Origin of the sequence: Streptomyces sp. NPDC020898 (assembly GCF_044333925.1) — a bacterium.
In the GTDB taxonomy this organism is placed as follows: domain Bacteria; phylum Actinomycetota; class Actinomycetes; order Streptomycetales; family Streptomycetaceae; genus Streptomyces.
The window spans coordinates 638,605-660,422 of record NZ_JBIRRV010000001.1 but is presented as its reverse complement, the minus strand read 5'-3'; the positions used below and the strand labels follow the sequence as shown (position 1 = coordinate 660,422).

The 21,818-nt window shown below is 72.2% G+C and carries 19 protein-coding genes and 1 riboswitch; of the genes, 7 read left to right on the top strand and 12 right to left on the bottom strand.

What is annotated here, in order from left to right; genetic code table 11:
* Positions 1–38: 38 nt before the first annotated feature.
* Genes ACH4TV_RS02915 through ACH4TV_RS02905 form a run of 3 tightly spaced genes read right to left on the bottom strand, consistent with a single transcriptional unit; the run spans position 39 to position 2,964 of the window.
* Complete coding sequence (locus ACH4TV_RS02915; RefSeq protein WP_398393564.1) at positions 39–1,091, bottom strand: ABC transporter permease; 1,053 nt, start codon at positions 1,089–1,091, stop codon at positions 39–41.
* Positions 1,088–1,954 (bottom strand): ATP-binding cassette domain-containing protein, encoded by an 867-nt coding sequence (locus ACH4TV_RS02910; protein ID WP_398393562.1) that lies wholly within the window; start codon positions 1,952–1,954, stop codon positions 1,088–1,090. The genes ACH4TV_RS02915 and ACH4TV_RS02910 overlap by 4 nt, the downstream gene beginning before the upstream one ends.
* Complete coding sequence (locus tag ACH4TV_RS02905; RefSeq protein WP_398393560.1) at positions 1,951–2,964, bottom strand: LacI family DNA-binding transcriptional regulator; 1,014 nt, start codon at positions 2,962–2,964, stop codon at positions 1,951–1,953. Before ACH4TV_RS02905 ends, ACH4TV_RS02910 begins: the two co-directional genes overlap by 4 nt.
* A gap of 244 nt (positions 2,965–3,208) precedes the next feature.
* Here ACH4TV_RS02905 and ACH4TV_RS02900 point away from each other — a divergent pair, with 244 nt between their 5' ends.
* The 6 genes from ACH4TV_RS02900 (at position 3,209) to ACH4TV_RS02875 (ending at position 11,297) form a co-directional block, all read left to right on the top strand.
* On the top strand, positions 3,209–4,537 hold the full coding sequence (locus ACH4TV_RS02900; protein ID WP_398393558.1) for a glycoside hydrolase family 125 protein: 1,329 nt from the start codon (positions 3,209–3,211) through the stop codon (positions 4,535–4,537).
* Positions 4,538–4,605: 68 nt separating this feature from the next.
* Positions 4,606–5,373 carry a response regulator transcription factor gene (locus ACH4TV_RS02895; RefSeq protein WP_398395321.1) on the top strand — a complete coding sequence of 256 codons (768 nt, stop codon included), beginning with the start codon at positions 4,606–4,608 and terminating at the stop codon, positions 5,371–5,373.
* Positions 5,360–7,411, top strand: a complete 2,052-nt coding sequence (locus ACH4TV_RS02890) for a sensor histidine kinase (protein WP_398393556.1) — start codon at positions 5,360–5,362, stop codon at positions 7,409–7,411. The genes ACH4TV_RS02895 and ACH4TV_RS02890 overlap by 14 nt, the downstream gene beginning before the upstream one ends.
* A gap of 102 nt (positions 7,412–7,513) precedes the next feature.
* On the top strand, positions 7,514–7,897 hold the full coding sequence (locus tag ACH4TV_RS02885) for a sortase-dependent protein (RefSeq protein ID WP_398393554.1): 384 nt from the start codon (positions 7,514–7,516) through the stop codon (positions 7,895–7,897).
* Positions 7,898–8,176: 279 nt separating this feature from the next.
* On the top strand, positions 8,177–8,788 hold the full coding sequence (locus ACH4TV_RS02880; protein WP_398393552.1) for a class F sortase: 612 nt from the start codon (positions 8,177–8,179) through the stop codon (positions 8,786–8,788).
* 247 nt (positions 8,789–9,035) lie between these two features.
* Entirely contained in the window at positions 9,036–11,297 is a 2,262-nt protein-coding gene (locus tag ACH4TV_RS02875) for a PQQ-binding-like beta-propeller repeat protein (protein WP_398393550.1), read from the top strand.
* Between the two features lie 71 nt (positions 11,298–11,368).
* On the opposite strand, the gene ACH4TV_RS02870 is transcribed toward ACH4TV_RS02875, so the two are convergent.
* The 9 genes from ACH4TV_RS02870 to ACH4TV_RS02830 form a co-directional block, all read right to left on the bottom strand.
* On the bottom strand, positions 11,369–11,530 hold the full coding sequence (locus ACH4TV_RS02870; protein WP_398393548.1) for a hypothetical protein: 162 nt from the start codon (positions 11,528–11,530) through the stop codon (positions 11,369–11,371).
* Positions 11,531–11,661: 131 nt separating this feature from the next.
* Complete coding sequence (locus tag ACH4TV_RS02865) at positions 11,662–11,883, bottom strand: hypothetical protein (RefSeq protein WP_398393547.1); 222 nt, start codon at positions 11,881–11,883, stop codon at positions 11,662–11,664.
* Positions 11,884–12,215: 332 nt separating this feature from the next.
* Entirely contained in the window at positions 12,216–12,635 is a 420-nt protein-coding gene (locus tag ACH4TV_RS02860) for a lytic transglycosylase domain-containing protein (RefSeq protein WP_398395319.1), read from the bottom strand.
* A gap of 308 nt (positions 12,636–12,943) precedes the next feature.
* Positions 12,944–13,768, bottom strand: a complete 825-nt coding sequence (locus ACH4TV_RS02855) for an ECF transporter S component (protein ID WP_398393545.1) — start codon at positions 13,766–13,768, stop codon at positions 12,944–12,946.
* A gap of 324 nt (positions 13,769–14,092) precedes the next feature.
* Entirely contained in the window at positions 14,093–15,772 is a 1,680-nt protein-coding gene (locus ACH4TV_RS02850) for an ABC transporter ATP-binding protein (protein WP_398393543.1), read from the bottom strand.
* On the bottom strand, positions 15,769–16,851 hold the full coding sequence (locus ACH4TV_RS02845; protein ID WP_398393541.1) for an energy-coupling factor transporter transmembrane component T: 1,083 nt from the start codon (positions 16,849–16,851) through the stop codon (positions 15,769–15,771). The genes ACH4TV_RS02850 and ACH4TV_RS02845 overlap by 4 nt, the downstream gene beginning before the upstream one ends.
* Before the next feature lie 115 nt (positions 16,852–16,966).
* Positions 16,967–17,590: an SCO2322 family protein gene (locus ACH4TV_RS02840; RefSeq protein ID WP_398395317.1), complete on the bottom strand. Its 624-nt coding sequence runs from the start codon at positions 17,588–17,590 to the stop codon at positions 16,967–16,969.
* Positions 17,590–18,813, bottom strand: coding sequence for a prenyltransferase/squalene oxidase repeat-containing protein (locus ACH4TV_RS02835; protein ID WP_398393539.1), 1,224 nt, complete (start codon positions 18,811–18,813; stop codon positions 17,590–17,592). The genes ACH4TV_RS02840 and ACH4TV_RS02835 overlap by 1 nt, the downstream gene beginning before the upstream one ends.
* A gap of 134 nt (positions 18,814–18,947) precedes the next feature.
* Positions 18,948–19,096: riboswitch (cobalamin riboswitch) on the bottom strand.
* An 11-nt stretch (positions 19,097–19,107) separates the two neighbouring features.
* Positions 19,108–20,145, bottom strand: coding sequence for an MBL fold metallo-hydrolase (locus ACH4TV_RS02830; protein WP_398393537.1), 1,038 nt, complete (start codon positions 20,143–20,145; stop codon positions 19,108–19,110).
* A 210-nt stretch (positions 20,146–20,355) separates the two neighbouring features.
* Here ACH4TV_RS02830 and ACH4TV_RS02825 point away from each other — a divergent pair, with 210 nt between their 5' ends.
* Entirely contained in the window at positions 20,356–21,816 is a 1,461-nt protein-coding gene (locus ACH4TV_RS02825) for an aldehyde dehydrogenase (RefSeq protein ID WP_398393535.1), read from the top strand.
* Positions 21,817–21,818: the final 2 nt, after the last annotated feature.

The window sequence follows — 21,818 nt, the reverse complement described above, 5'->3', positions numbered from 1 at the left end:
GTGCGACGGGGCGTTGAGTGGAGTAGGGGGTGGAAGTCCTAACGGAGCGTGCGGCGGCGCCGGTTGACGTGGTCGACGTACACGACCCCCGCCAGGACCGCGCCGACCGCGACCTGCTGCCAGAACGGCTGGAGGCCGATGATGACGAGGCCGTTGCTCAGCACGGCGGGGATGAGGGAGCCGAAGGCGGTGCCGAGGACGCTGCCCACGCCGCCGAAGAGGCTGGTGCCGCCGAGCACGGTGGCGACGATCGCCTGGAGGTTGTCGCCGGTGTGGCCGCCGACGGTGGTGGTGGAGAAGCGGGCCAGGTTGACGTACGCGGCGACTCCGGCGAGGAGTCCGCAGAGTGCGTACACCTTGATGAGGTGGCGGTCGACGGCCACGCCCGCGCGGCGGGCGGCCTCGACGTTGGAGCCGATCGTGCGGGTGTAGGTGCCGAAGCGGGTCAGGCCCAGGACGATCGCGCCGCCGATGGTGAGGCCGATGGCCAGCCACACCGTGTACGGGATGCCCAGGAAGCGGCCGAAGCCGAGGCCGCTGACCAGGGAGTCGGGGACTCCGCGCAGGTCGAGACCGTTGGTGAGGACCAGGGCGCCGCCGCCGGCCGCAGAGAGGGTGGCCAACGTGGCGATCAGCGGCGGGAGTTTGGCCTTCGTGACCAGGAGGCCGTTCAGCACGCCCCAGGCCAGGCCCGTCGCCATCGTTGCCACCAGGCCCGCCAGCAGGGTCAGCGGGCCGCCGCCGCCCAGCGCCGACATCACCTTCACGCCCACGACCCCGGAGAAGATCAGCACCGAGCCGACCGACAGGTCGATGCCCCCGGTGGTCATCACGAACGTCATCCCGATGGCCAGTACGCAGTAGGAAGCGGCCTCGATGGCGACACTGCGCAGGTTGTACGCGGTGAGGAAGTTGTCGGGGTACATCGTGCCGAACACCGCGAGCAGCACCAGCAGGACGACCAGCGCCAGGCTCCGGGTGCCCTTCATGTTGCGCCAGGCGGCGACGAGGGCCGCCGAGCGCAGGGAGCGGGGGGTGTCCTCGTCCGGTCCGGCGGCAGCGGACTTCACCTTGGTGGTGGGGGTCGTCATGACTGGTCCTCGCTGTCTGCCGGATTGAGGGCCGGATCGGAGGCGTCCTCGAAGGTGAGCGCGCCCGTCATGGCGCCGAGCACGTTCTCGCTGGTGGCCGTCGCGCCGGACAGCCGGGCCACCCGCTGGCCGAGACGCAGCACCTCGATACGGTCCGCGTACTCGAAGACGAACGGCAGGTTGTGGCTGATCAGGACCACCGCCACCCCCGAGGCCCGGACCCGCCGGATCAGCTGCCCGACCCGTTCCGTCTGTACGACGCCCAGTGCGGCCGTCGGTTCGTCCATCAGCAGCACCCGGTCCGCCCAGTTGACGGCCCGGCCGACCGCGATGCCCTGGCGCTGGCCGCCGGACATCGTGACGACCTGCGCGGCGGTGTCCTGGATGCCGACCCCGAGCGAGCCGAACGCCTCGTCGGCCTTGGCCCGCATGGCCTTCCGGTCCAGGAAGCCGAGCCTGCCGAGCAGCCCGGGACGCATGATCTCGCGGCCGAGGAAGAGGTTCTCGGCCGGATCCAGGTCGGGGGCGAGCGCCAGGTCCTGGTAGACGGTCTCGATGCCCAGGCGGCGGGCGGCGATCGGATCGGGGATGGTGACCGGCTTGCCGTCGACCCGTATCTCGCCCGCGTCGGGCTGGATCACCCCGGAGATGACCTTGATCGTGGTGCTCTTGCCGGCGCCGTTGTCGCCGACCAGCGCGACCACCTCGCCCGGGTAGACGGTCAGCGCGGCGCCGCGCAGCGCCTGCACCTGGCCGTAGCTCTTGACGATGCCGGTCAGTTCGAGGACGGGGGTGGCGAGGGCGGTGGCCCCGTGCGGGGTCGGCCCGGCCGCGGCCGGGCCGGCGGGAGTGGGGGTGCTCATGGCTTCTGCTCTCCGCTTCCACGGGGGATCAGTACGGTGCCGAGCTCGACCCGGCGGGGTGGTCCGCTCTCGCCCGCGACCCGGGCCAGCAGCAGTCGGCAGGCCTCGCGGCCCATCTCGCCGGCGTCCCCGGAGACGACCGTGACGGGGGTGGGCAGCAGGTCGGCGAACGGGAAGTCGTCGAAGCCGACCAGCGCCGGGCCGTGACCGGGGCCCAGTCCCGGGCCCATGGCGCGCAGGGCGCCGTGGGTCAGGAAGTTGGTGGTGGTGAACAGCGCGGTGGGGCGCCGGTCCGGGGGCAGCGCCAGCAGTTCGGCGGCGGCCTGTTCGGCCTCCGCCCGGGTGCCGTGCTCCAGGCGGGCGACCAGAGCCTCGTCGACCTCGCCGAAGGCGGCGCGCATCGCGTCCAGGTAGCCGTCGAGCCGGCGCCCGGTGGTGTAGTAGCTGGCCGCCACCACGACGCCGATCCGCCGGTGCCCGGCCGCGATCAGGTGCTCGGTGGCCTTCCGGGCGCCCCCGTGGTTGTCCAGCAGCACGGTGTCCGCGTCCAGGCCCAGCGCGGGCCGGTCCAGGAAGACCACCGGGGTGCCCTGGGCGACCTCGCGGCCCAGGTAGCCGTAGTCCATGGCGCCCGGCACGATCAGCAGCCCGGCGACGCGCTGCCCGAGCAGGTCGTCGATGCCCCGGCGCTCGGCCTCGGGGTCCTCGTCGGAGCTGGCCAGCACGACGTTGTGGCCGTGGGCGCGGGCCACGGCCATGACGCCGTTGGCGATGGCGCCGTAGAACGGGTTGCTCAGGTCGCCGACCAGCAGCGCGAGGGTGGTGCTGCGCTGGCCGGGGCGCAGGCTCCGGGCGAGGTCGTTACGGCGGTAACCGGTCTCGTCTATGGCAGCGCGCACCCGCTCCGCGATCGCGGGGGAGACCGTCTCGTCACCGTTGACGAACCGGGAGACGGTCTTGATCGACACCCCGGCGAGGGCGGCGACCTCCCGCATGGTGGGCGTTCGCATGTCCGGCATCACTCCGAAAAAGGTCGCTGGGCGTCGTTGCGTGCCGCACAGCAAACCTCCGTGAAACAACGTTGTCAATGGAACGGAACAGGGATTTTGCACGCCTTGCGCGCTTCGGGGGCTGGTGCGTACGCTCCGACAACGTTGTTTCGAAACAACGTTGTCTCAGCATGCGAAGCGTGATCCGCACTGTGATCCGACGTGTGATCCGAAGAGTGGATCAAAGGATGGTCAAAGGATGGTCATGAGGTCTGTCGACGAGCTGCCGGAAGGCATCCGCGCCCTCCGAGCCGACGTCCACCGCGAGCTGCGCTCCCTCGACCCCCGCGCCGCCGACCGCTTCACGCGGCTCCTGACCGGCACCTGGGGCAGGGCGATGCGCCCGCTCCCCGACGGCGAGGTCTTCGTCCTCACCGGCGACATCCCCGCGATGTGGCTGCGCGACAGCACCGCCCAGGTCCGCCCGTACCTCCTCGCCGCCGGCGATCCGGCCGTCGCCGCCGCGCTCACCGGCGTCCTGCGCCGGCAGCTGCGGTACGTGCTCGCCGACCCGTACGCCAACGCCTTCAACGCCGAACCCGACGGCTCCGGCGCCGGTTACGTCGACGAGCCGACCCCCGCCCCGCTGGTCTGGGAGCAGAAGTACGAGGTCGACTCGCTCTGCGCCCCGCTCCAGCTGGCCCACGGCATCTGGCGGGCCACCGGCAGTCTCGGCCACCTCACCGCCGACGACCGCTTCGTCCGCGCCGCCCGCCGCATCATCGCCCTGTGGCGGGTCGAGCAGGACCACGAGAACCGCTCACCGTACGAGTTCCGGCGCATCGGGGACGCCTCGGGCGACACCCTGCCGCGCGGCGGCCGGGGCGGGCCGACCGCGCCCACCGGCATGACCTGGTCCGGCTTCCGCCCCAGCGACGACCGCTGCGAGCACGGCTACCTGGTCCCGGCCAACGCCATGGCGGCCGTCGCCCTCGCCGGCCTCGCCGAACTGGCGACGGCGATCGGCGACCCCGGCCTCGCCGCCGACGCCACCGCCCTCTCCGCCGAGATCGCCACCGGGATCCGTACACATGGGGTGACCGCAGGGGCAGACCCGGCGGTGTACGCGTACGAAGTCGACGGTCTCGGCGGGCAGTTGCTGATGGACGACGCCAACATCCCCAGCCTGCTCTCGCTGCCCTACCTCGGCTGGTGCGACCCCGACGATCAGCTGTACCTCCGCACCCGCGAGTTCGTCCTCAGTGACTCCAACCCCTTCTACTACTCCGGAAGTTCGGCCTCCGGCATCGGCAGCCCGCACACCCCGCTCGGCCACGTCTGGCCGCTCTCCCTCACCATGCAGGCGCTGACCAGCGACGACGAGGCCGAGCGGGTCCGTCTCGCCGAGCTGCTGCTGCGCACCGACGCGGGCACCGGTTCCGTGCACGAGAGCTTCCACGTCGACGACCCCGGCAACTTCACCCGCCCCTGGTTCGGCTGGGGGGACGCCCTCTTCGCCGAGCTGCTGCTCGACCTCACGGGCCGCTCCACGGCGCGACTGCACCCGCACCTGCCGGCCACCGAACTGCCCTAGCGGTAAGGCCGCTTACCGCCCTCCCGGCGTCGGCGCTCGCTACGATCCCCTGCGTGTGCGCAAACATCATGGTCGCCGAAGACGATCCGAAGCAGGCCGAACTGGTGCGCCGCTATCTGGAGCACGAGGGTCACACCGTCACGGTCGTCGAGGACGGCCGGACCGCTCTGGAGCAGGTCCGGCACCAGGAACCCGACCTGGTCGTCCTCGACGTGATGATGCCCAGAGCCGACGGCCTCGACGTCGTACGGATCCTGCGCGCCGAACGCCGGGACGTGCCGGTGCTGATGCTGACGGCCCGCAGCACCGAGGACGATCTGCTGCTCGGCCTCGACCTCGGCGCCGACGACTACATGACCAAGCCGTTCAGCCCGCGCGAACTGACGGCCCGCGTACGGACGTTGCTGCGCCGCAACCGGCGCGGCACCGACCCGGACCCCGTGCCCATACCCATACCCATACCGGCCCCCGCCCCTGCCCCCGAGCCCGAAGTGGCCCCGGACGACGAGGTGTTGGCGGTCGGCGCGCTCAGGATCGACCCGGCGCGGCACGAGGTGTCGGTCGGCGGGGTGCCGGTCGAGTGCACGCCCGGTGAGTTCCGTATCCTCGCGGCGATGGCGGCCGAGCCCGGCCGGGTCTTCACCAGGGCGCGGCTGCTGGACGAACTGCACGGCTTCGACAAGTACATCAGCGGCCGGACCGTCGACGTGCACATCATGAACCTGCGCAAGAAGATCGAGCGCGCCCCACGACGGCCGTCCCGCATCGTCACCGTCTTCGGCGTCGGCTACAAACTGACGGACCCCGCGAGGAACGTGCGCCATGCGTCGTCGTGACGCTCCGGCGCGGGCGGGGACCCGGCTGCCGCTCCGGAAGAGCCTGGCCGGGCGGCTGTTGACCGTATCGGCGCTGGTGGCCTCGTGCTCGGTCGCCGCCACCGCCTGGCTCGCCGTGCAGACGACCTCCGTCGCGATCCGCCAGGAGCAGGGGCAGAACCTCAAGTCCGACGCCAAGATCTACGACACCCTCCTGGGATACGCGGCCACCCATCCCGGCTGGGAGGGCGTCGACACCACCGTGCGTGAACTGGCCCAGCAGTCCGGGCGCCGGATCGTGCTCACCGCCCAGGACCGGCGCCCGTTCGTCGACTCGGCCGACTCCCGCTCCGCAGGCGTCAGTTCGGCCGCCGTCGAGCTGGCACCGCAGGCCTCGGCGGTCGTCGACCCGCTGTCCGTGGACCCCGTGCTGGTGCCCGGCGCGGCCGAGGACGGCGCGGACCGGGTGGACCCGCGCGCCGTGGGGCCCTTCCGGCTGCCCTCGAAGGAACGCGCCGAACTGAAGAAGGCCACCGCCGGACGGGTGGAGTGCCTCAGCCGGATGGGGATCGCCGCGGACATCGTCGAGAGCCCGGGCGGACGGCCCCGGATCCAGTTCGTGAGCAACGAGAACGAGACCGAGAGCGCCGGCGAGGCCGACCGCGCCCTGGAAGCGAAGTGTCTGGTGTCCTTCCCGGTCGCTCCCACCGCGACCGAGCAGAAGGCCCTGCGCGCGCTCAACCAACTGGCCGACGCCTGCCTGAAACGACAGGGCCGGACGGCCGTGAGACTGAACCTGGACCTGTCCTGGGACCGGACCTGGGCCTACGGACAGGACTCCGACGCGGACCTCCTCAGGAAGAAGGAGGAGGACGCGGCAGCGATGGCCGAACGGAAAGCGGTCGGCGCCGGCGAGGCCTACGACCTCCCGTCCGAGATCCGCGGGAGCGGCTACGACCGGGCCGTCGCCGTCTGTGTCGGCAGCGCCCGCCGCGAACAGCTCACGGCCTATGTCGCCAGGCCCGCGCTGCTGTTCATCGACGGCCCCGGCGCCGCCGGTGTACCCGGCTTCGACCTCTCCGCGACCAACACCGCACGTATCGCCGGGGTCACCGCCCTGGTCCTCGCCCTCACCGTCGGCGCCTCGGTGCTCGCCGGAGCCAGGCTCGTCCGCCCGTTGCACGCGCTCACCGGCGCCGCCCAGCGGATGCGGGACGGCCTGGACTCGACGCCGGTGCCTGTGCCCGTCGGCTCCGACAACGAGATCGGCCGGCTGACGGCGGCCTTCAACGACATGGCCGCGCACCGGGCCCGCCTTGAGGAGCAGCGCAAGGTGATGGTCAGCGACGTCGCCCATGAACTGCGTACGCCGCTGAGCAACATCCGGGGCTGGCTGGAGGCGGCCCACGACGGACTGGCCGACCCGGACCCGGCGTTCGTCTCCTCGCTCCTGGAGGAGGCGATGCAGCTCCAGCACCTCATCAACGACCTCCAGGACCTGGGCGCGGCCGACGCGGGCGCCCTGCGACTGCACCGCAAGCCCGTACGGGTCGACGAGCTGCTCGGTCACGTCGCCTCGGCACACCAGGGGTTGGCCGAGAAGGCGGGCGTCACGCTCACGGTCGCCGCCCCGCCCCCCGGCGCCCCCCGCCTCCCCCTCCTCGACGCCGACCCCGTACGGCTGCGCCAGACCGTCAGCAACCTGCTCTCCAACGCGGTACGCCACACCCCGGCCGGCGGCACGGTGACCCTGCGCTCGTACGTCACCGCCTCCGGGGACGAGCTCGCCGTCGAGGTGTCCGACACCGGCAGCGGCATCCCGGCGGGTGACCTCCCGTACGTGTTCGACCGTTTCTGGCGGGCGGAGAAGTCCCGCAACCGCAGCACCGGCGGCAGCGGTCTCGGCCTGGCGATCGTCCTCAAGCTCGCCGAGGCGCACGGCGGCACGGTGGATGTGGCGAGCACGGAGGGGGAGGGGGCCACCTTCACCCTGCGGCTGCCCACGGCGGTCACGGAAGGGACCGCGGCCGACCCTGATGGGATGACCACGGCGGTCTGACAGTTTCCTCACAAGTGGCCGCCAGGGTGAGGCCATGCCCGGAACCTGGGTGCGGATCGGCACCCAGGTACGACCAAGCCGGGCTGGAACTGGAGCCCTTACATGTCCCGCCGTCTCACCCTGCGCCCGCTGCGTCTCGCCGTCCTGACCGGCGTCGCGGCCGGCGCGCTGCTCGTCCCGGCCTCCGCGGCCTTCGCCACCGACCCGACTCCGTCGCCGGGCGCGTCCGACCTGACGCCGGCCGACAAGGAGGCCCTGGAGAAGAAGAAGGCCGAGGACGCCCTGGCGATGAAGGAGGCCGAGGCCAGGAAGGCCGAAGAGGCGAAGGCCGGGTCCGGCAAGGAGTACCCCCGGGGCGGTGTCGCCGCGGGCGAGGCCCCGGCCGACGACAACACCGGCACCCTCATCGGCTCGGTCACCGGCGCGCTGCTGCTCGCCGGCGCCGGCACCTACGTACTGCGCCGGCGCACCACCGCCCGCCGCTGAGCGCTCCGCTGGAAGTGCCGCGAGGGGCCGTCGGTCCGCTGCGGCACCGTCGTGGCTGGTCGCGCCCCGCGGCGGAGCCGCAGATCGACACAGCCCCGCGCCCCTGCAGGGCGCTGCCGAACCGCAGCCGATTTCGCCCAACCTGCTTAGGGCTGACCCGGCAGCACGACCTCCCGTACGAAACGGTGGCGCCGCCCCTCACCGGGCGGCGCCACGCGTGTTCCCCGCACCCCGCGCCTCGCCCTGGAGCCCGCGTTGCCCCCTGCACACCGTCCGCCCTTGTCCCGCGCCCGTCTCACCGTCGCCGTACTCGCGACCCTCGTCCTGCTCGCGCTCGTCACCGTGCTCACCGGCTGCTCGTCCGCCCCCGCGCCGACGGTCCGGGTCGCCCCCACCGCCCCGGCCGAGGTCCCGGCGTCGCCCGAGCGGTCCGTGGCCCCTGAAACCGACGCGGCCCCCGCCGAGGTCGCCGTCCCCTCCTTGGGGATCACCAGTTCGCTGATGGAGCTCGGCCTCAACGCGGACGGCACGGTCGAGGTCCCGCCGGCCGAGGAGGGCATGACCGCCGGCTGGTACACGGGCGGCCCGGCGCCCGGTGAGGTCGGCGCGGCCGTCATCATCGGCCACAACGACACCCGCTTCGGCAAGGCCGTCTTCCACGACCTCAAGAAGATCACCAAGGGCGCGGACATCACCGTCACCGACGCGAGCGGAGAGACGGCGCACTTCACCGTCACGGGCACGGAGAGCGTCGGCAAGAACGACTTCCCCACCGAGAAGGTCTACGGTCCGACCGAAAACCGTGCCCTGCGGCTGATCACCTGCGACGGCGACTTCGACGCCCAGGGCCATCCGGTGAACAACCTGATCGTGTACGCGACGCTGAACTGATCCGGAATGCAAGATGCCGGATTCGCCCTGACGTCACGAGTAACGTCCGAACAGTGCATGCCTGAAGTATCAAGTAATGGCCACGAGTTGCTCGGTTGCGTACCCCAACTGCCTCTCCAGCGTTTAGTCTCCCCACAAGTCCATCTGGCGAGAAACAGGCGAGCTGAGAGCTATGGAGCCACTCCGTCCCACGGATCCGAAGCAGTTGGGACCGTACCGTCCAGTCGCGCGGCTCGGCGCGGGAGGGATGGGGGAGGTCTTCCTCGCCAAGGACGATCAGCAACGGACCGCGGCCGTCAAGGTCATCCGTCCGGAGCTGGCCTCGGGCAAGGCATTCCGGAACCGGTTCCGCCGCGAGGTGGACGCCGCGCGGGCGGTGAGCGGCACCTACACGGCCTCCGTCGTGGACGCCGACCCGGACGGCCCCGTCCCCTGGCTGGCCACCACACACATCATCGGCCCCACACTGGCCGACGCGATCGAGGCGTACGGGCCGCTGCCACCGAGATCGGTACTGGCCCTCGGGGCCGGTCTCGCCGAGGCGCTGATCGCCGTACACGCCGCCGGGCTGGTGCACCGCGACCTCAAGCCGTCCAACGTGCTGCTCTCCGCCGAGGGCCCCCGGGTCATCGACTTCGGCATCGTCCGCGCCACCGACGGCTACGAGCTCACCCTTTCCGGCGTGCTGCTCGGCTCCCCCCGGTACATGTGCCCCGAGCACGCCACCGGGGACCCGATGGGCCCGGCGGGCGACGTGTTCTGTCTCGGCTCGGTGCTGGCCTACGCCGCCACCGGGAAGGCGCCCTTCGACGGCTCGTCGGCGGCCACCCTGCTCTACCAGGTGGTGCACGGCACGCCGGAGCTGACCGGGGTTCAGGACCCCCTCGACACGATCATCAAGCTCTGTCTGGAGAAGTCCCCGGCGGCCCGGCCCAGTCCTGACCGCGTGTCGGCGGCGTGCGCGCCCGGTGGCGCCGACGCGGTGGACTGGGACGACTGGCTGCCCGACAACGTTCTCTCCGCCATCAGACGCCAGGCCGCCGGCCTCATGGACCTGGAGCTCGGGCTCGACGCGAAGGCGGACTCCCGGGAGTGGGCATCAGCCCGTACCGCCACCGCGGCCACCGGTCCCGGCGCCGGCGGTGTCCGCACCGACCCCCGCACCGACCCCCGCCTCGCCGTTCAGCAGCTCGTCACGGAGCGCCCGAGCAGCCCTCAACGCGTCGTCTTCCCCGAACAGCCGAAGCCCCGCCCGCCGCACGGGCAGCCCCCCGCGCCGTCGCCCGAGCGGGCCACCCACCGCGCACGGCGCTCACCCGGGCGGGGCCTCTCCCGCCGTACGGTCCTCACGGCCGCCCTCGCCCTGGGCGCCGGCGGCGTCGCCCTGCTCCACGGATCGAGGGACGGGGCGAGCGGCGCGGCGACGCCGACCGGCACGGCGCCGGACCCGCTGTGGACGTACACCGGCGACCCGCTTGTCCAGGCACCGGCGGTCTTCTACAACGACACGGCCCTGCTGAAGACGCAGTCGGGCACGCTGTTCTGCCTCGGCCTCGCCGACGGCACCCGTCCCCGGTGGGTCTACCAGGGCATCAGCCAGTCCCCGACCCCGCCGCTCCTCGTGGGGGCCGAGGTCGTCGCCCTCGGCACCGGAGCGAACGTGCTCGGCGTCGACCCGGTCACGGGTACCGAGCGGTTCTCGCTGGACTTCGGGGCGGGCTTCCGGTTCGACACCCTGCTCGGCGCGTTCGACGACCACCGGGTCAGCATCTCCGGCCTCCGGTTCAACGGTGAGGACCGCGGGGACGGATCGACGGGGGCGGCCACCTCGACGAACGTGGTCCTCAGCACGGATCTCCGGGCGCGCCTGGCCGATGTCATTCCCATCAGCGCGGAGGACATCGGGCTCGATCTGAAACCGGTCATCGCGTCCGCCAGCTTCGTCTACACGGACGGCCTGCACCGCCTCACGGCCCGCGGCGGCAACGTCGGCAGCGCGAAGGTGCTGTGGCGCCGGGCCATGAACTCCGAGGTGGACACCCGGTCGTTGCCCGTGCTGCTCGACGGAACCGTCTTCGCCGCCGACAGCGAGCTGATCGCCGTGGACCTGGCATCCGGTGCGCTGCGCTGGCGGGTCGCGCGGCAGAACGGGGGCTTCGTCTCCGTCGCGGCCGCGGACGGCGCGGTGTACTGCACCACCAGGGATCCGCACGGCGTCGTGGCGTTCGACATCGCCGACGGCTCCCGGCGCTGGTTCTGCGAGACCCCTCGGCTGGACCTGGGGAACGCCCTCGTCGCGGGCGGCGGCGCGGTGTTCGTCACGGCCGAGGCCAACAAGGACGGGTTCTACGCGATCGACGCCCGGCGCGGCGAGCTGCTCTGGAACTTCACCGACGGCCGGGACACCGGTATCAACAACTGGCAGCTCTCCTGCGGCCCCGATGCCGACAGCCCGATGATCGCCCAGCACTTCGACAAGGTGTACGCCCTCCCGATGCCCCGGTCCTGAGAAGGAACCCGGAGCTCGCGACGCGGCGCCGGGCAACGCGGCCTGCGGTTACGCGGGGGCGCCGAGGGGGCTCACGGGTGCTCCCAGGCGGCGAAGTCCTCGGGGAGGCCTCCGGAGGCCTCAAGAGTGCCCTCCCGGAAGGCCGGCGCCTGGAACGGGTTGATGTCCGGGGTCGGCGAATCAGTTCTCTCGTTGAGCGTTGCCTGTTCAGGCGCGGAGAACAGCGAATTCATCTCGATGGAAGGTCTCCCGGTGCTGCGGGGTGGCGAACTGGGGGCAGAGGGTCTGAGCGGAGAGAGGAAGCGATACCGATGTCGAGGAGCTGACGGTTACCCGTCCGCTCCTCGACGCGGCACAGCAGATCTCACAGAACTGTCAGTTTGGCGTAGGGACTGGTGATGCGTAGCTGTTGCCCGCCGAAGTCGACGAGTACTGCGATGCCGTCTTCGACAGTGGTCACTCGGCCGAGGCCGTGCACGTCGTGCGTGACCCGGTCGCCTGCCGCGAACCGCTTGGCAGGTGGCGCCACAGGGGCTTTGAAGGGGCTGGTGGGCAGATGGGCCTTTGTCACCGCTGTCTTTGTCATTGACTCCAGTATGCTCCGCTCCGGACCGACACGGGCCCGGCGGGCACAGTCGACTCTGAACAGCAACCCGCGGCCGTGCTCCGCGCGTGCGCCCGCGGATGGCCGAAAGACATGCCCGTCGGCGCGGATTGTGCAGGTCACGCGCTTACGGAGGCCCTACCCCGGCCCCTGCGGCGGCCCTCCGGCCACCACACCTTCACGCAGGGTAATCATCAAGAGTTATCGATCGGTAGCAACTCACCGGTACGACGACGGCCCCCGGACTCGGGAGAGTCGGGGGCCGTCGCCCTGCCGCACACGTGGGCGCGTACGTCCTGCCGAGCCGGATCGGCTCAGTACCAGTTGTTGGCCTGCCAGAAGTTCCAGGCCGCGACCGGGCTGCCGTAGCGGTCGTTCATGTAGTCCAGGCCCCACTTGATCTGGGTGGTGGCGCTGGTCTTCCAGTCGGAGCCGGCCGAGGCCATCTTCGAGCCGGGGAGGGCCTGGACCAGGCCGTACGCGCCGGAGGAGGCGTTGGTGGCGTCGACGTCCCAGCCGCTCTCGTGCTCGACGATGTTGTTGAACGCGTTGTACTGGGCGGCGTCCGGGATCAGCTTGTGCGCGATCGCCTTGGCGTCGGCGGCCGAGGCGGTGGTCGCCGCCTGGGCGGGAGCCGCGGCCAGGACCATGCCGGCGGTGGCGGCGGCCACGGCGGCGGTCGTGAGCGCCTTCTTCGGGGAGGCGAGGTGGCGGGCGATGCGGGAGATGAACACGGAGAACCTTTTCTTCGGGAACAGGGCCGTCGCGGGCGGGCCGGTGCCACGTGCTGCTGGTGTGGCGGTGACATGCGGCGGCGCCGCGACCCGTGAGGGTTCGTCGGCGCCGTGCGACTGCTCCAGAGAAACAGGCTCGACGGTCGTCCGCAATCACCCCTTTTGCTAGTTGTGGTCGTATGTGGGGTGTAGGTGTCTTTTGTGACGTGGCTCTCAATGGGCAGGTCAGAGGCGGTTTCTGTGTGGGCATGACATGGAGATCGCCCTACTACTCCGCTTCGGACGTGACCTGCGTCCTGTGGGCCGCTTCACGCGCCCGGCGCGTCGAAAGTGACCTGGCTCTCGAAGGCGGCCCGTCGTGTGGCCCGGCGCAGCGCCTTGAGGACGGTCGCGCCGAGGGTGAGGGTCAGGACGACGGTGAGTACCGCGCGTCCCAGGTCCCAGCCGAGCGAGGTCGCCAGGCAGTACGTGACGAAACGGGCCAGGTTCGTGGCGAGCGGCGCGTCCGGCACGAAGGCGATGTTCGAGGCCAGCTCGCCCATGAACGGCCAGCCCGCCAGGTTCATGACCGTGCCGTAGGCGAAGGCGGCCAGGAAGCCGTAGGCGGAGATCATGAGGAGCTCCGCGCGGCCCCGCAGGCGCTCCGCGCCCGGCAGCAGGCCCGCGCCCATCGTGAACCAGCCCATCGCCAGCATCTGGAACGGCATCCACGGCCCCACCCCGCCCGTGAGCAGCGCGGACGCGAACATCGTCACCGAGCCGAGAACGAACCCGAAGCCGGGGCCCAGCACCCGTCCGCTCAGCACCATCAGGAAGAACATCGGCTCCAGACCGGCCGTGCCGGCGCCCAGCGGACGCAGGGCCGCCCCCGCCGCCGCCAGCACGCCGAGCATCGCCACGGCCTTCGGGCCGAGGCCCGACTCGGAGATCGTCGCCGCCACGACCGCGACGAGGAGCACGAGCAGGCCCGCGAAGAGCCAGGGCGCGTCCTGCGCGTGCGCACTGACGGCGGACGCGGGCGGCGCGAGGAACGGCCAGCCGAAACCCGCCACCCCCACGGCACCGACCAGGACGAGGGCGGCGACGGAGCGCGGCCCGAGCCGGACAGGGCGGGTTTTTCCGGCGGGGCTCATCGGAGGGCTTCCCGTGTCTGGGTGCTGGTGGAGTGCGGCTTGGCGTGGACGGGGCGGGGTTTGCCGGTGTGGCTCATCGAAGGGTCCCCGTCCCCTCCCCGTCCCTGGGCGCGGGCAGAGCGCGGCCCGAGCCGGACGGGACGGGTTTTTCCGGCGGGGCTCATCGGAGGGCTTCCCGTGTCTGGGTGCTGGTGGAGTGTGGCTTGGCGTGGACGGGGTGGGGTTTGTCGGTGTGGCTCATCGAAGGGTCCCCGTCCCCTCCCCGTCCCTGGGCGCGGGCGCAGCGCGGCCCGAGCCGGACAGGGCGGGGCTTCCCGGTTCCGCTCACTGGAGGGCCTCCTTCACCTGGGAGACGGTGAGCCACCGCTGCGGGGCCAGGATCTTGGTGACCTGCGGCGCGAAGGACGGCGACGCCACGACCACCTCCGCCGTCGGACCGTCGGCCACCACCTCCCCGTCGGCCAGGATCACCACCCGGTGGGCCAGCTCGGCGGCCAGTTCCACGTCGTGGGTGGCCAGCACGATCGCGTGCCCCTCGGCCGCCAGGGCGCGCAGGACGGTGACCAGCCGGGCCTTCGCCGCGTAGTCGAGGCCCCGGGTCGGCTCGTCGAGGAGCAGCAGAGGTGGCCGGGCGGTCAGGACGACGGCCAGTGCGAGCGCCAGCCGCTGCCCCTCCGACAGGTCGCGCGGGTGCGTGTCGTCCGCGATGCCGGGCAGCAGCTCGGAGACCAGCGCCCGGCACGTCCCCGCCCCGGCGCCCGCGTCGCCGTCGGCCGCCGCGCACTCGGCTGCGACCGTGTCGGCGTACAGCAGGTCACGCGGTTCCTGCGGTACGAGGCCCACGCGGCGTACGAGGTCCCGGGGCGCCGTCCGATGCGGCACCACGCCCCCGGTGCGCACCGAACCGGACGCCGGTTCGACGAGCCCGACCAGCGCGCCGAGCAGCGTGGACTTCCCGGCGCCGTTGCGGCCCATCAGGGCGACCGTCTCGCCGGGGGAGACGGTGAGACCGACCCGCCGCAGGGCCTCGACGCGGGCGCGGCGGACGGTGAGGGCGTCGACCTCGGCCGCGTAAGGGGCCGTCGGGGGTGGTGGTGTCGGGGTTCGGCGGAAGCGCCGGCGGGGAGCGGGAGGCGGTTCAAGCGCGGGCGCCGGTACGAGAGCCGGCGTGCGCACCGGGTACGGGCGGTCCGCCAGACGCTCGCGCAGGTCTCCGGCACCGCGGCGGGCGTCGCGGACCGTCAGGGGCAGCGGGGACCAGCCCGCCAAGCGGCCGAGGGCGACCACGGGCGGGACCACTGGGGAGACGGCCATCACCTCGGCCGGGGTGCCGACGACGGGGGCGGCGCCGGGGGAGGGGAGAAGGACGACGCGGTCGGCGTACTGGACAACCCGTTCCAGCCGGTGCTCGGCCATCAGGACCGTCGTGCCGAGATCATGGACGAGGCGTTGCAGCACCGCGAGGACCTCCTCGGCCGCCGCCGGATCGAGCGCCGACGTCGGCTCGTCCAGGACCAGGACCCTCGGATGCGGGGTGAGGACCGAGCCGATCGCCACCCGTTGCCGCTGTCCCCCGGAGAGCGTGGCGATCGGCCGGTCACGCAGGTCGGCCAGGCCCAGCAGATCGAGGGTCTCCTCGACCCTTCGGCGCATCACGTCCGGGGCGAGGCCCAACGACTCCATGCCGTACGCGAGTTCGTCCTCGACGATGTCCGTCACGAAGTGGGCGAGCGGATCCTGTCCCACCGTGCCGACCACGTCGGCGAGTTCGCGCGGCTTGTGGGTACGGGTGTCGCGCCCGGCCACGGTCACCCGGCCGCGCAAAGTGCCCCCGGTGAAGTGCGGCACGAGGCCGCTCACGGCACCCAGAACCGTGGACTTCCCGACCCCTGACGGGCCGACCAGCAGCACGAGTTCACCTTCCGGTACCTCGAAGTCCACGTGCTGGAGGGCGGGTTCGGCGGCCCCCTCGTACATCACGGAGACGTCCTCGAAGTGGATCACGACGACTCCCGGGTGGTAACAGGCATACGGGACGGGGGACTTGGAGCGACGAAGGCAGGCAACAGCCCCAGCAACACCGCCACCGCCGGCCACAGCGGCAGGGTGGGCGACACCAGCGGCACGACCCCGGGGTGCAGCGCCGCCGAGCCGGAGCCGACGGAGGCGAGGACCATCAGCGCGGCCACCGCGACCCCCGACCCCGCGACCAGCCACGCCCGTACACCCCACACGTCCGGCCGGTACCGGGTGCGCAGCGAACGCCGCCCGCCGAGCCACAGCCCGCCCAGCGCCGCCGCCAGCCCGGCCAGCAGCAGCGGCAGCCCGTACGTACCGCCCGCCGCTGTCAGCAGCCCGTACGTGCCCGCACAGACGCCCAGCAGGCCACCCAGGGTGAGCGCCCCGGTCGTACGGCGGACAGCGGCCGGGACCTCGGCGGTGCGGCCGTATCCGCGCGCCTCCATCGCCGCCGCCAGCGCGACCGACCGCTCCAACGCGCCCTCCAGGACGGGGAGTCCGACGTGCAGCAGCCCTCGTACGCCCCGGTCCGGACGGCCCCGCAGCCGACGGGCGGCGCGCAGCCGCTGGACGTCCGCGATGAGGTTCGGCGCGAAGGTGAGGGCCACGACGACCGCCACACCGATCTCGTACAGCGCGCCGGGCAGGGACTTGAGGAGCCGGGCCGGGTTCGCGAGGGCGTTCGCGGCGCCGACGCAGATGAGCAGCGCGGCCAGCCGCAGACCGTCGTACAGCGCGAACACCAGCCCCTCGGCAGTCACCCGGCCCCCGACACGCACCCCCTGCGCCCAGTGCGGGAGCGGCAGTTCGGGCAGCGTGACGACGACATGCGAACCGGGAATCGGCGACCCGAGGACGACGGCGAAGACAAGCCGGATGACGAGAACAGCCAGCCCGAGCTTGACGAAGGCACCGTAGGACCGCGCCCACGGAGCATCGGTGCGATGCGTGGCGACGACATACCCGGCCACAACGATGAGGAGGCACAGGAGAAGGGGGTTGGTGGTACGGGTAGCGGCAGCACCGAGCCCGAGGGACCACACCCACCAGGCCCCGGGGTGCATGGACGGTCCTGGTGAAGCCGGGTGCGCAACGACGCCCCCATAGGGGCGCGGGGAACTGCGCGACAAGCCCCCACCGGCCCGCAGGTCCAAAACGACCCTTCCCGCGGAGCGACGCTCATACATGCCTGCGGCGCCGCATCTGCCAGACGGCCCCCGCCCCGAGCAGGACCACGGCGGCGGCCCCCGCGAAGAGGCCCACGGACGGCCCACCGTCCGAATCCGCGCCCCCACCAGACCTCTCCGCCCCCACAGCCTCGGCGCAGCCGACCCGCGGATAGTCGGCGATCGCACACAACAACGCGCCGGAGTCATAACGCAACGGCTTGGCGACCGAGGCGAGGGCGTCCGCCGTGGTCGCGTCGGGGCCGACGCGGGCGCACACCGTACGCACCGCGGGCGGGGTCTCGCCGGACGGCGCGTCGGCGGACGTACCGAAGTCGATGACGAGCGCCACCCGCTTCTGGCCCTCCCGCGCGGGCGTCCTCGCGCAGACGACCGTGAACACGGCGTCGCCGCGCGGCCGGGCGGCGTCCTTCGAGTCCGGGCTCACGGCGAAGCGGAAGCCCTGGACGTCACCGTCGGAGGGACGGGCGGTCGACGGGCCCTGTGTGGCGTACGTCCAGCCGTCGCCGTCGCGCTCCCAGAAGGACCAGTAGCGGTAGCCGGTGGCCTGGGCCTGGCCGGCGCCGGCCAGGAGGAGGAACGCGGCCAGGGCGAGCGAGAGCGCGCGGCGCCGGATCACGGCTGCTGCTTCCTCTTGTTGCGCCCGCTGAGCAGGAAGCCGATGCCCACCCCGGCGACGAGGAAGACACCGACGGTCCACAGCGTCCCGAAGCTGCTGTCGCTGTCGTCGTCCTTGCTGGGCTTGTCGCTGTCCTTGACGGCCGGGCTCGGGGACGCGGGCGCCGGTCCGGTCGCGTTGAGGAGGGCCACCAGGTCCTGGCCGCCGAAGTCGCGCGGGTCGGCGGACTGGGCGTGCGCCGCCAGGATCAGCTGCGCGTAGGCCGCCGGCCCCGCCTGCTTCGCCCACTGGGCGGAGTCGGTCTCCAGCCAGCCCAGCGCGTCGGCCGCCCGCTGCCCCTGACCGGCGGTCGCGAGGGCGAGGACGGCATCCGCGGTGTTGCCGTAGTCGGGCTGGTCCTCGGCGCCGGCCAGCGCGGACGTGAGGTGCTTGTCCTTGGCCATGGCCTGGACGAGGTAGGCGGCGCCGTTGCGCGCGGCCTGCCCCGGCTCGCCGGAGTCCGAGCAGGCCGCGGAGGTGTCGGTCGGCTTCACGGCCGCCCCGGAAAGTCCCTTCCCCAGCAGGCCGACCACGGCCGCCGCCGTCGCGTCGGCGTTGGCGGCGAGCGTGCCCTTCTTGTCCGGCTGGTAGGCGAAGGCACCCCCACCACTCTCACCGCACGGAAGGGCCAGCTTCACCAGCAGGTCGTACGGCGACTTCCCGCCCTTGGTGACCGCGCCGGGCTTCTCGCCTGCTGCGGCAAGGGCCCCGACGACCACGGAGGTGGAGTTCGCGTCGCTGGCCCCGCCGGCCGCGTACCCCCAGCCGCCGTCCTTGTTCTGCACCGACTTCAGCCAGGCGACGGCCTTGCCGACCACCGCGTCCTGTCCGCCCAGCGCGGCGAGGGCCTGGACGGCGGCGCCGGTGCTGTTGGTGTCGACGAGGTTCTTGGCGTCGCACGGCGAACCGGCATCCCCCCGGAAGGGCGCGAAGGCGCCGCTCGCGCACTGCTGCCCGGCCAGCCAGTCCACGGCCGCGGCGGCGGGCTTCACGCCCACGGTGTCCTGGGCGAGCAGGGCGAGGGACTGGCGCCAGACACCGTCGTAGGTGGGGTCGGCGGTGCCGTACAGCCCGGCGGGGAGGGTGGGCGAGGGGGACGGCGAGGCGGCGGACGCCTGACCGCCGCCGGTCAGAGTGACGGCGATGACGGCCAGAGCCGTGGCGCTGCGGCGGACATTCATGATCGGCGGGTGCCTCTCCCTGCGGGGAGACGGGCAGCACGGGACACCCCGGGCGGCTCGGCTCCGTATACCTCGACGGTGCCGCACACCGGCGGGCCGCCGGTGCCGCGAGCCGGTCACGGTCCGCACGGGGCAATCCGGCTCACAGCCCCGGCGGGTGACCGGGCTGCTCACGATGGGGGTACCTCCCAGGCCCTTAAGGCACTGGGGGAGGGTCAGCGCCGGAATTGCACCGGCTTCCCCCCGTACGGGTGTGATGACGACCCGTTCACTGTACCGGCCAGCCTTTTCGGCTCACACCGCCACGTACGTCACCGGCTCGCTCCCCGTCACCGCCTCCGCCTGCCCCCGTTTCACCAGGCGCCGGACATGGGCCTCCGCCTCCGAGACCGCGATGTTCCTCGATCCCGGGGGGATCTCGGACCAGGGGCGGTTCCACTCCATGCGTTCCGCGAGCTGCCAGGGGGTGAGGGGAGTGGTGAGGAGGGCGCGGAGACCGGCGAGGCGTTCGTCGTGGTGGTCGAGCAACTCCCGTACGCGGACGGTCGCGTCGGGGAAGGCGTGCCGGTGGGCCGGGAGCACCTCGGCCGGGGCGAGGCGTCCGACGCGCTCCAGGGAGTCGAGGTAGTCGCCGAGGGGGTCGGCGATCGTCGTGTCGTCCGGGTCCTCGTACAGGCCGATGTGCGGGGTGATCCCGGGCAGCAGGTGGTCGCCGGAGAACAGGCGCCCGTTGCCCGGGAGTTGGGTGGGGTGGGCCTCCTCCAGGTGGAGGCAGACATGGCCGGGGGTGTGGCCCGGCGTCCAGATCGCGCGCAGCCGGCGGCCGGGGAGGGTGAGCAGTTCGCCGGGGACGATCTCGCGGTCGGGGAGCGCGGGCGAGAAGCCGGGCAGGGCGCTGGGGTGGATCGCGCGCAGGGTCGCCACGTGCTCGTCGGGCGCTCCGGCCGCCGCCAACTTCGCGATCATGTACGTGTACCAGCGTTCGACGCGGTTCTCCCGCGTCCGCCGGACGACGGAGATGTCGGCCTCGTGCATCGCGATCCACGCCCCGGAGGCCTCGCGCACCTGGCCCGACAGGCCGTGGTGGTCAGGATGGTGATGGGTGATCACCATCCCGTGGATCTCCCCGACCGTCGTCCCGCACGCCACCAGTCCCTCGGTGAGCGCGTCCCAGGACAGCGGATCGTCCCAGCCGGTGTCGACGAGCACCGGTCCGCTGTCGGTGTCGACGACGTACACCAGCGTGTAGCCGAGGGGATTGTTCGGAATGGGGACCCGGAGGGACCGGACGCCCCCGCCGTGATCGGTCACCTGCGTCGACACCTGTGTCATGGGCTCCCCTGAGGCCGGCTGGCCCAACTATAACTAGAACCGGTTCCAATGGGAGCCCAAGTCACTCATGGCGGCAGTCGCTCATGGCGGGAGTCACTTGTGGCGGGCGAAGTGGTGTGAGGGCTGTGGACTCCTCGAAGGGGACCTGGTAACTGTCTCCCTATCTATCTGACGCACCGTCAGAGACGGTACCCGGAGAGGCAGTCGGCCATGACCGAGCTCGTGGAACACGGACAGCTGTTCATCGGCGGGGAGTTGACCGACCCGCTCGGCAAGGACGTCATCGAGGTGATCTCCCCGCACACCGAAGAGGTCATCGGCCGCGTACCGCACGCCTCGACGGCCGACGTCGACCGGGCCGTCGCCGTCGCGCGCACCGCCTTCGACGAGGGACCCTGGCCACGGACGACCCTCGACGAGCGCATCGCCGTCGTCACCCGCATCAAGGACGGCATCGCTGCCCGGTACGAGGAGATCGCCCGCGTCATCTCCTCCGAGAACGGCTCCCCGTACTCCTGGAGCGTCCTCGCGCAGGCCCTCGGCGCGATGATGGTCTGGGACTCGGCAATCACGGTCGCCCGCGACTTCACGTACGAGGAGACACGCGACGGAGTCCTCGGCCGCATCCTCGTCCGGCGCGAGCCGGTGGGGGTCGTCGCCGCCGTGGTCCCCTGGAACGTCCCGCAGTTCGTCGCGGCGGCCAAGCTCGCGCCCGCGCTGCTCACCGGCTGCACGGTGGTCCTGAAACCGTCGCCCGAGTCGCCCCTCGACGCGTACATCCTCGCGGAGATAACGAAGGAGGCGGGACTGCCGCCCGGCGTCCTGTCGATCCTCCCCGCCGACCGCGAGGTCAGCGAGTACCTCGTCGGCCACCCCGGCGTCGACAAGGTCGCCTTCACCGGTTCGGTCGCGGCCGGCAAGCGCGTGATGGAGGTCGCCTCCCGTCATCTCACCGGCGTGACACTGGAGTTGGGCGGCAAGTCGGCGGCGATCGTCCTCCCCGACGCGGACCTCGACACCGCCGTCCCCGGCATCGCGTCCGCCGCATGGATGAACAACGGGCAGGCGTGCGTGGCCCAGACCCGCATTCTGCTCCCGCGCTCCCGCTACGACGAGTTCGCGGACGCCTTCACCCAGGCCGCGAGCGCGCTGGTGGTCGGCGACCCGCTCGACCCGGCGACCCAGCTCGGCCCGCTGGTCGCGAAGCGGCAGCAGCAGCGCAACCTCGACTACATCCGCATCGGCCAGGAGGAGGGCGCCAAGATCCTCACCGGCGGCGGACGCCCGGCCGGCCTCGACCGCGGCTGGTACGTGGAACCGACCCTCTTCGGCGACGTCGACAACTCGATGCGCATCGCCCGCGAGGAGATCTTCGGCCCGGTCATCTGCCTGCTCCCGTACGACGGCGACGCGTCCGAGGCCGTGAAGATCGCCAACGACTCCGACTACGGGCTCTCCGGCAGCGTGTGGACGGCCGACGTCGCGCACGGCATCGAGGTCGCCCGGCAGGTCCGTACCGGCACGTACTCGGTGAACACCTTCAGCCTCGACATGCTCGGCCCGTTCGGCGGTTACAAGAACAGCGGACTCGGCCGGGAGTTCGGCCCCGAGGGGTTCGGCGAGTACCTGGAGCACAAGATGATCCACCTCCCGGCCGGCTGGGAGGGGTAGCG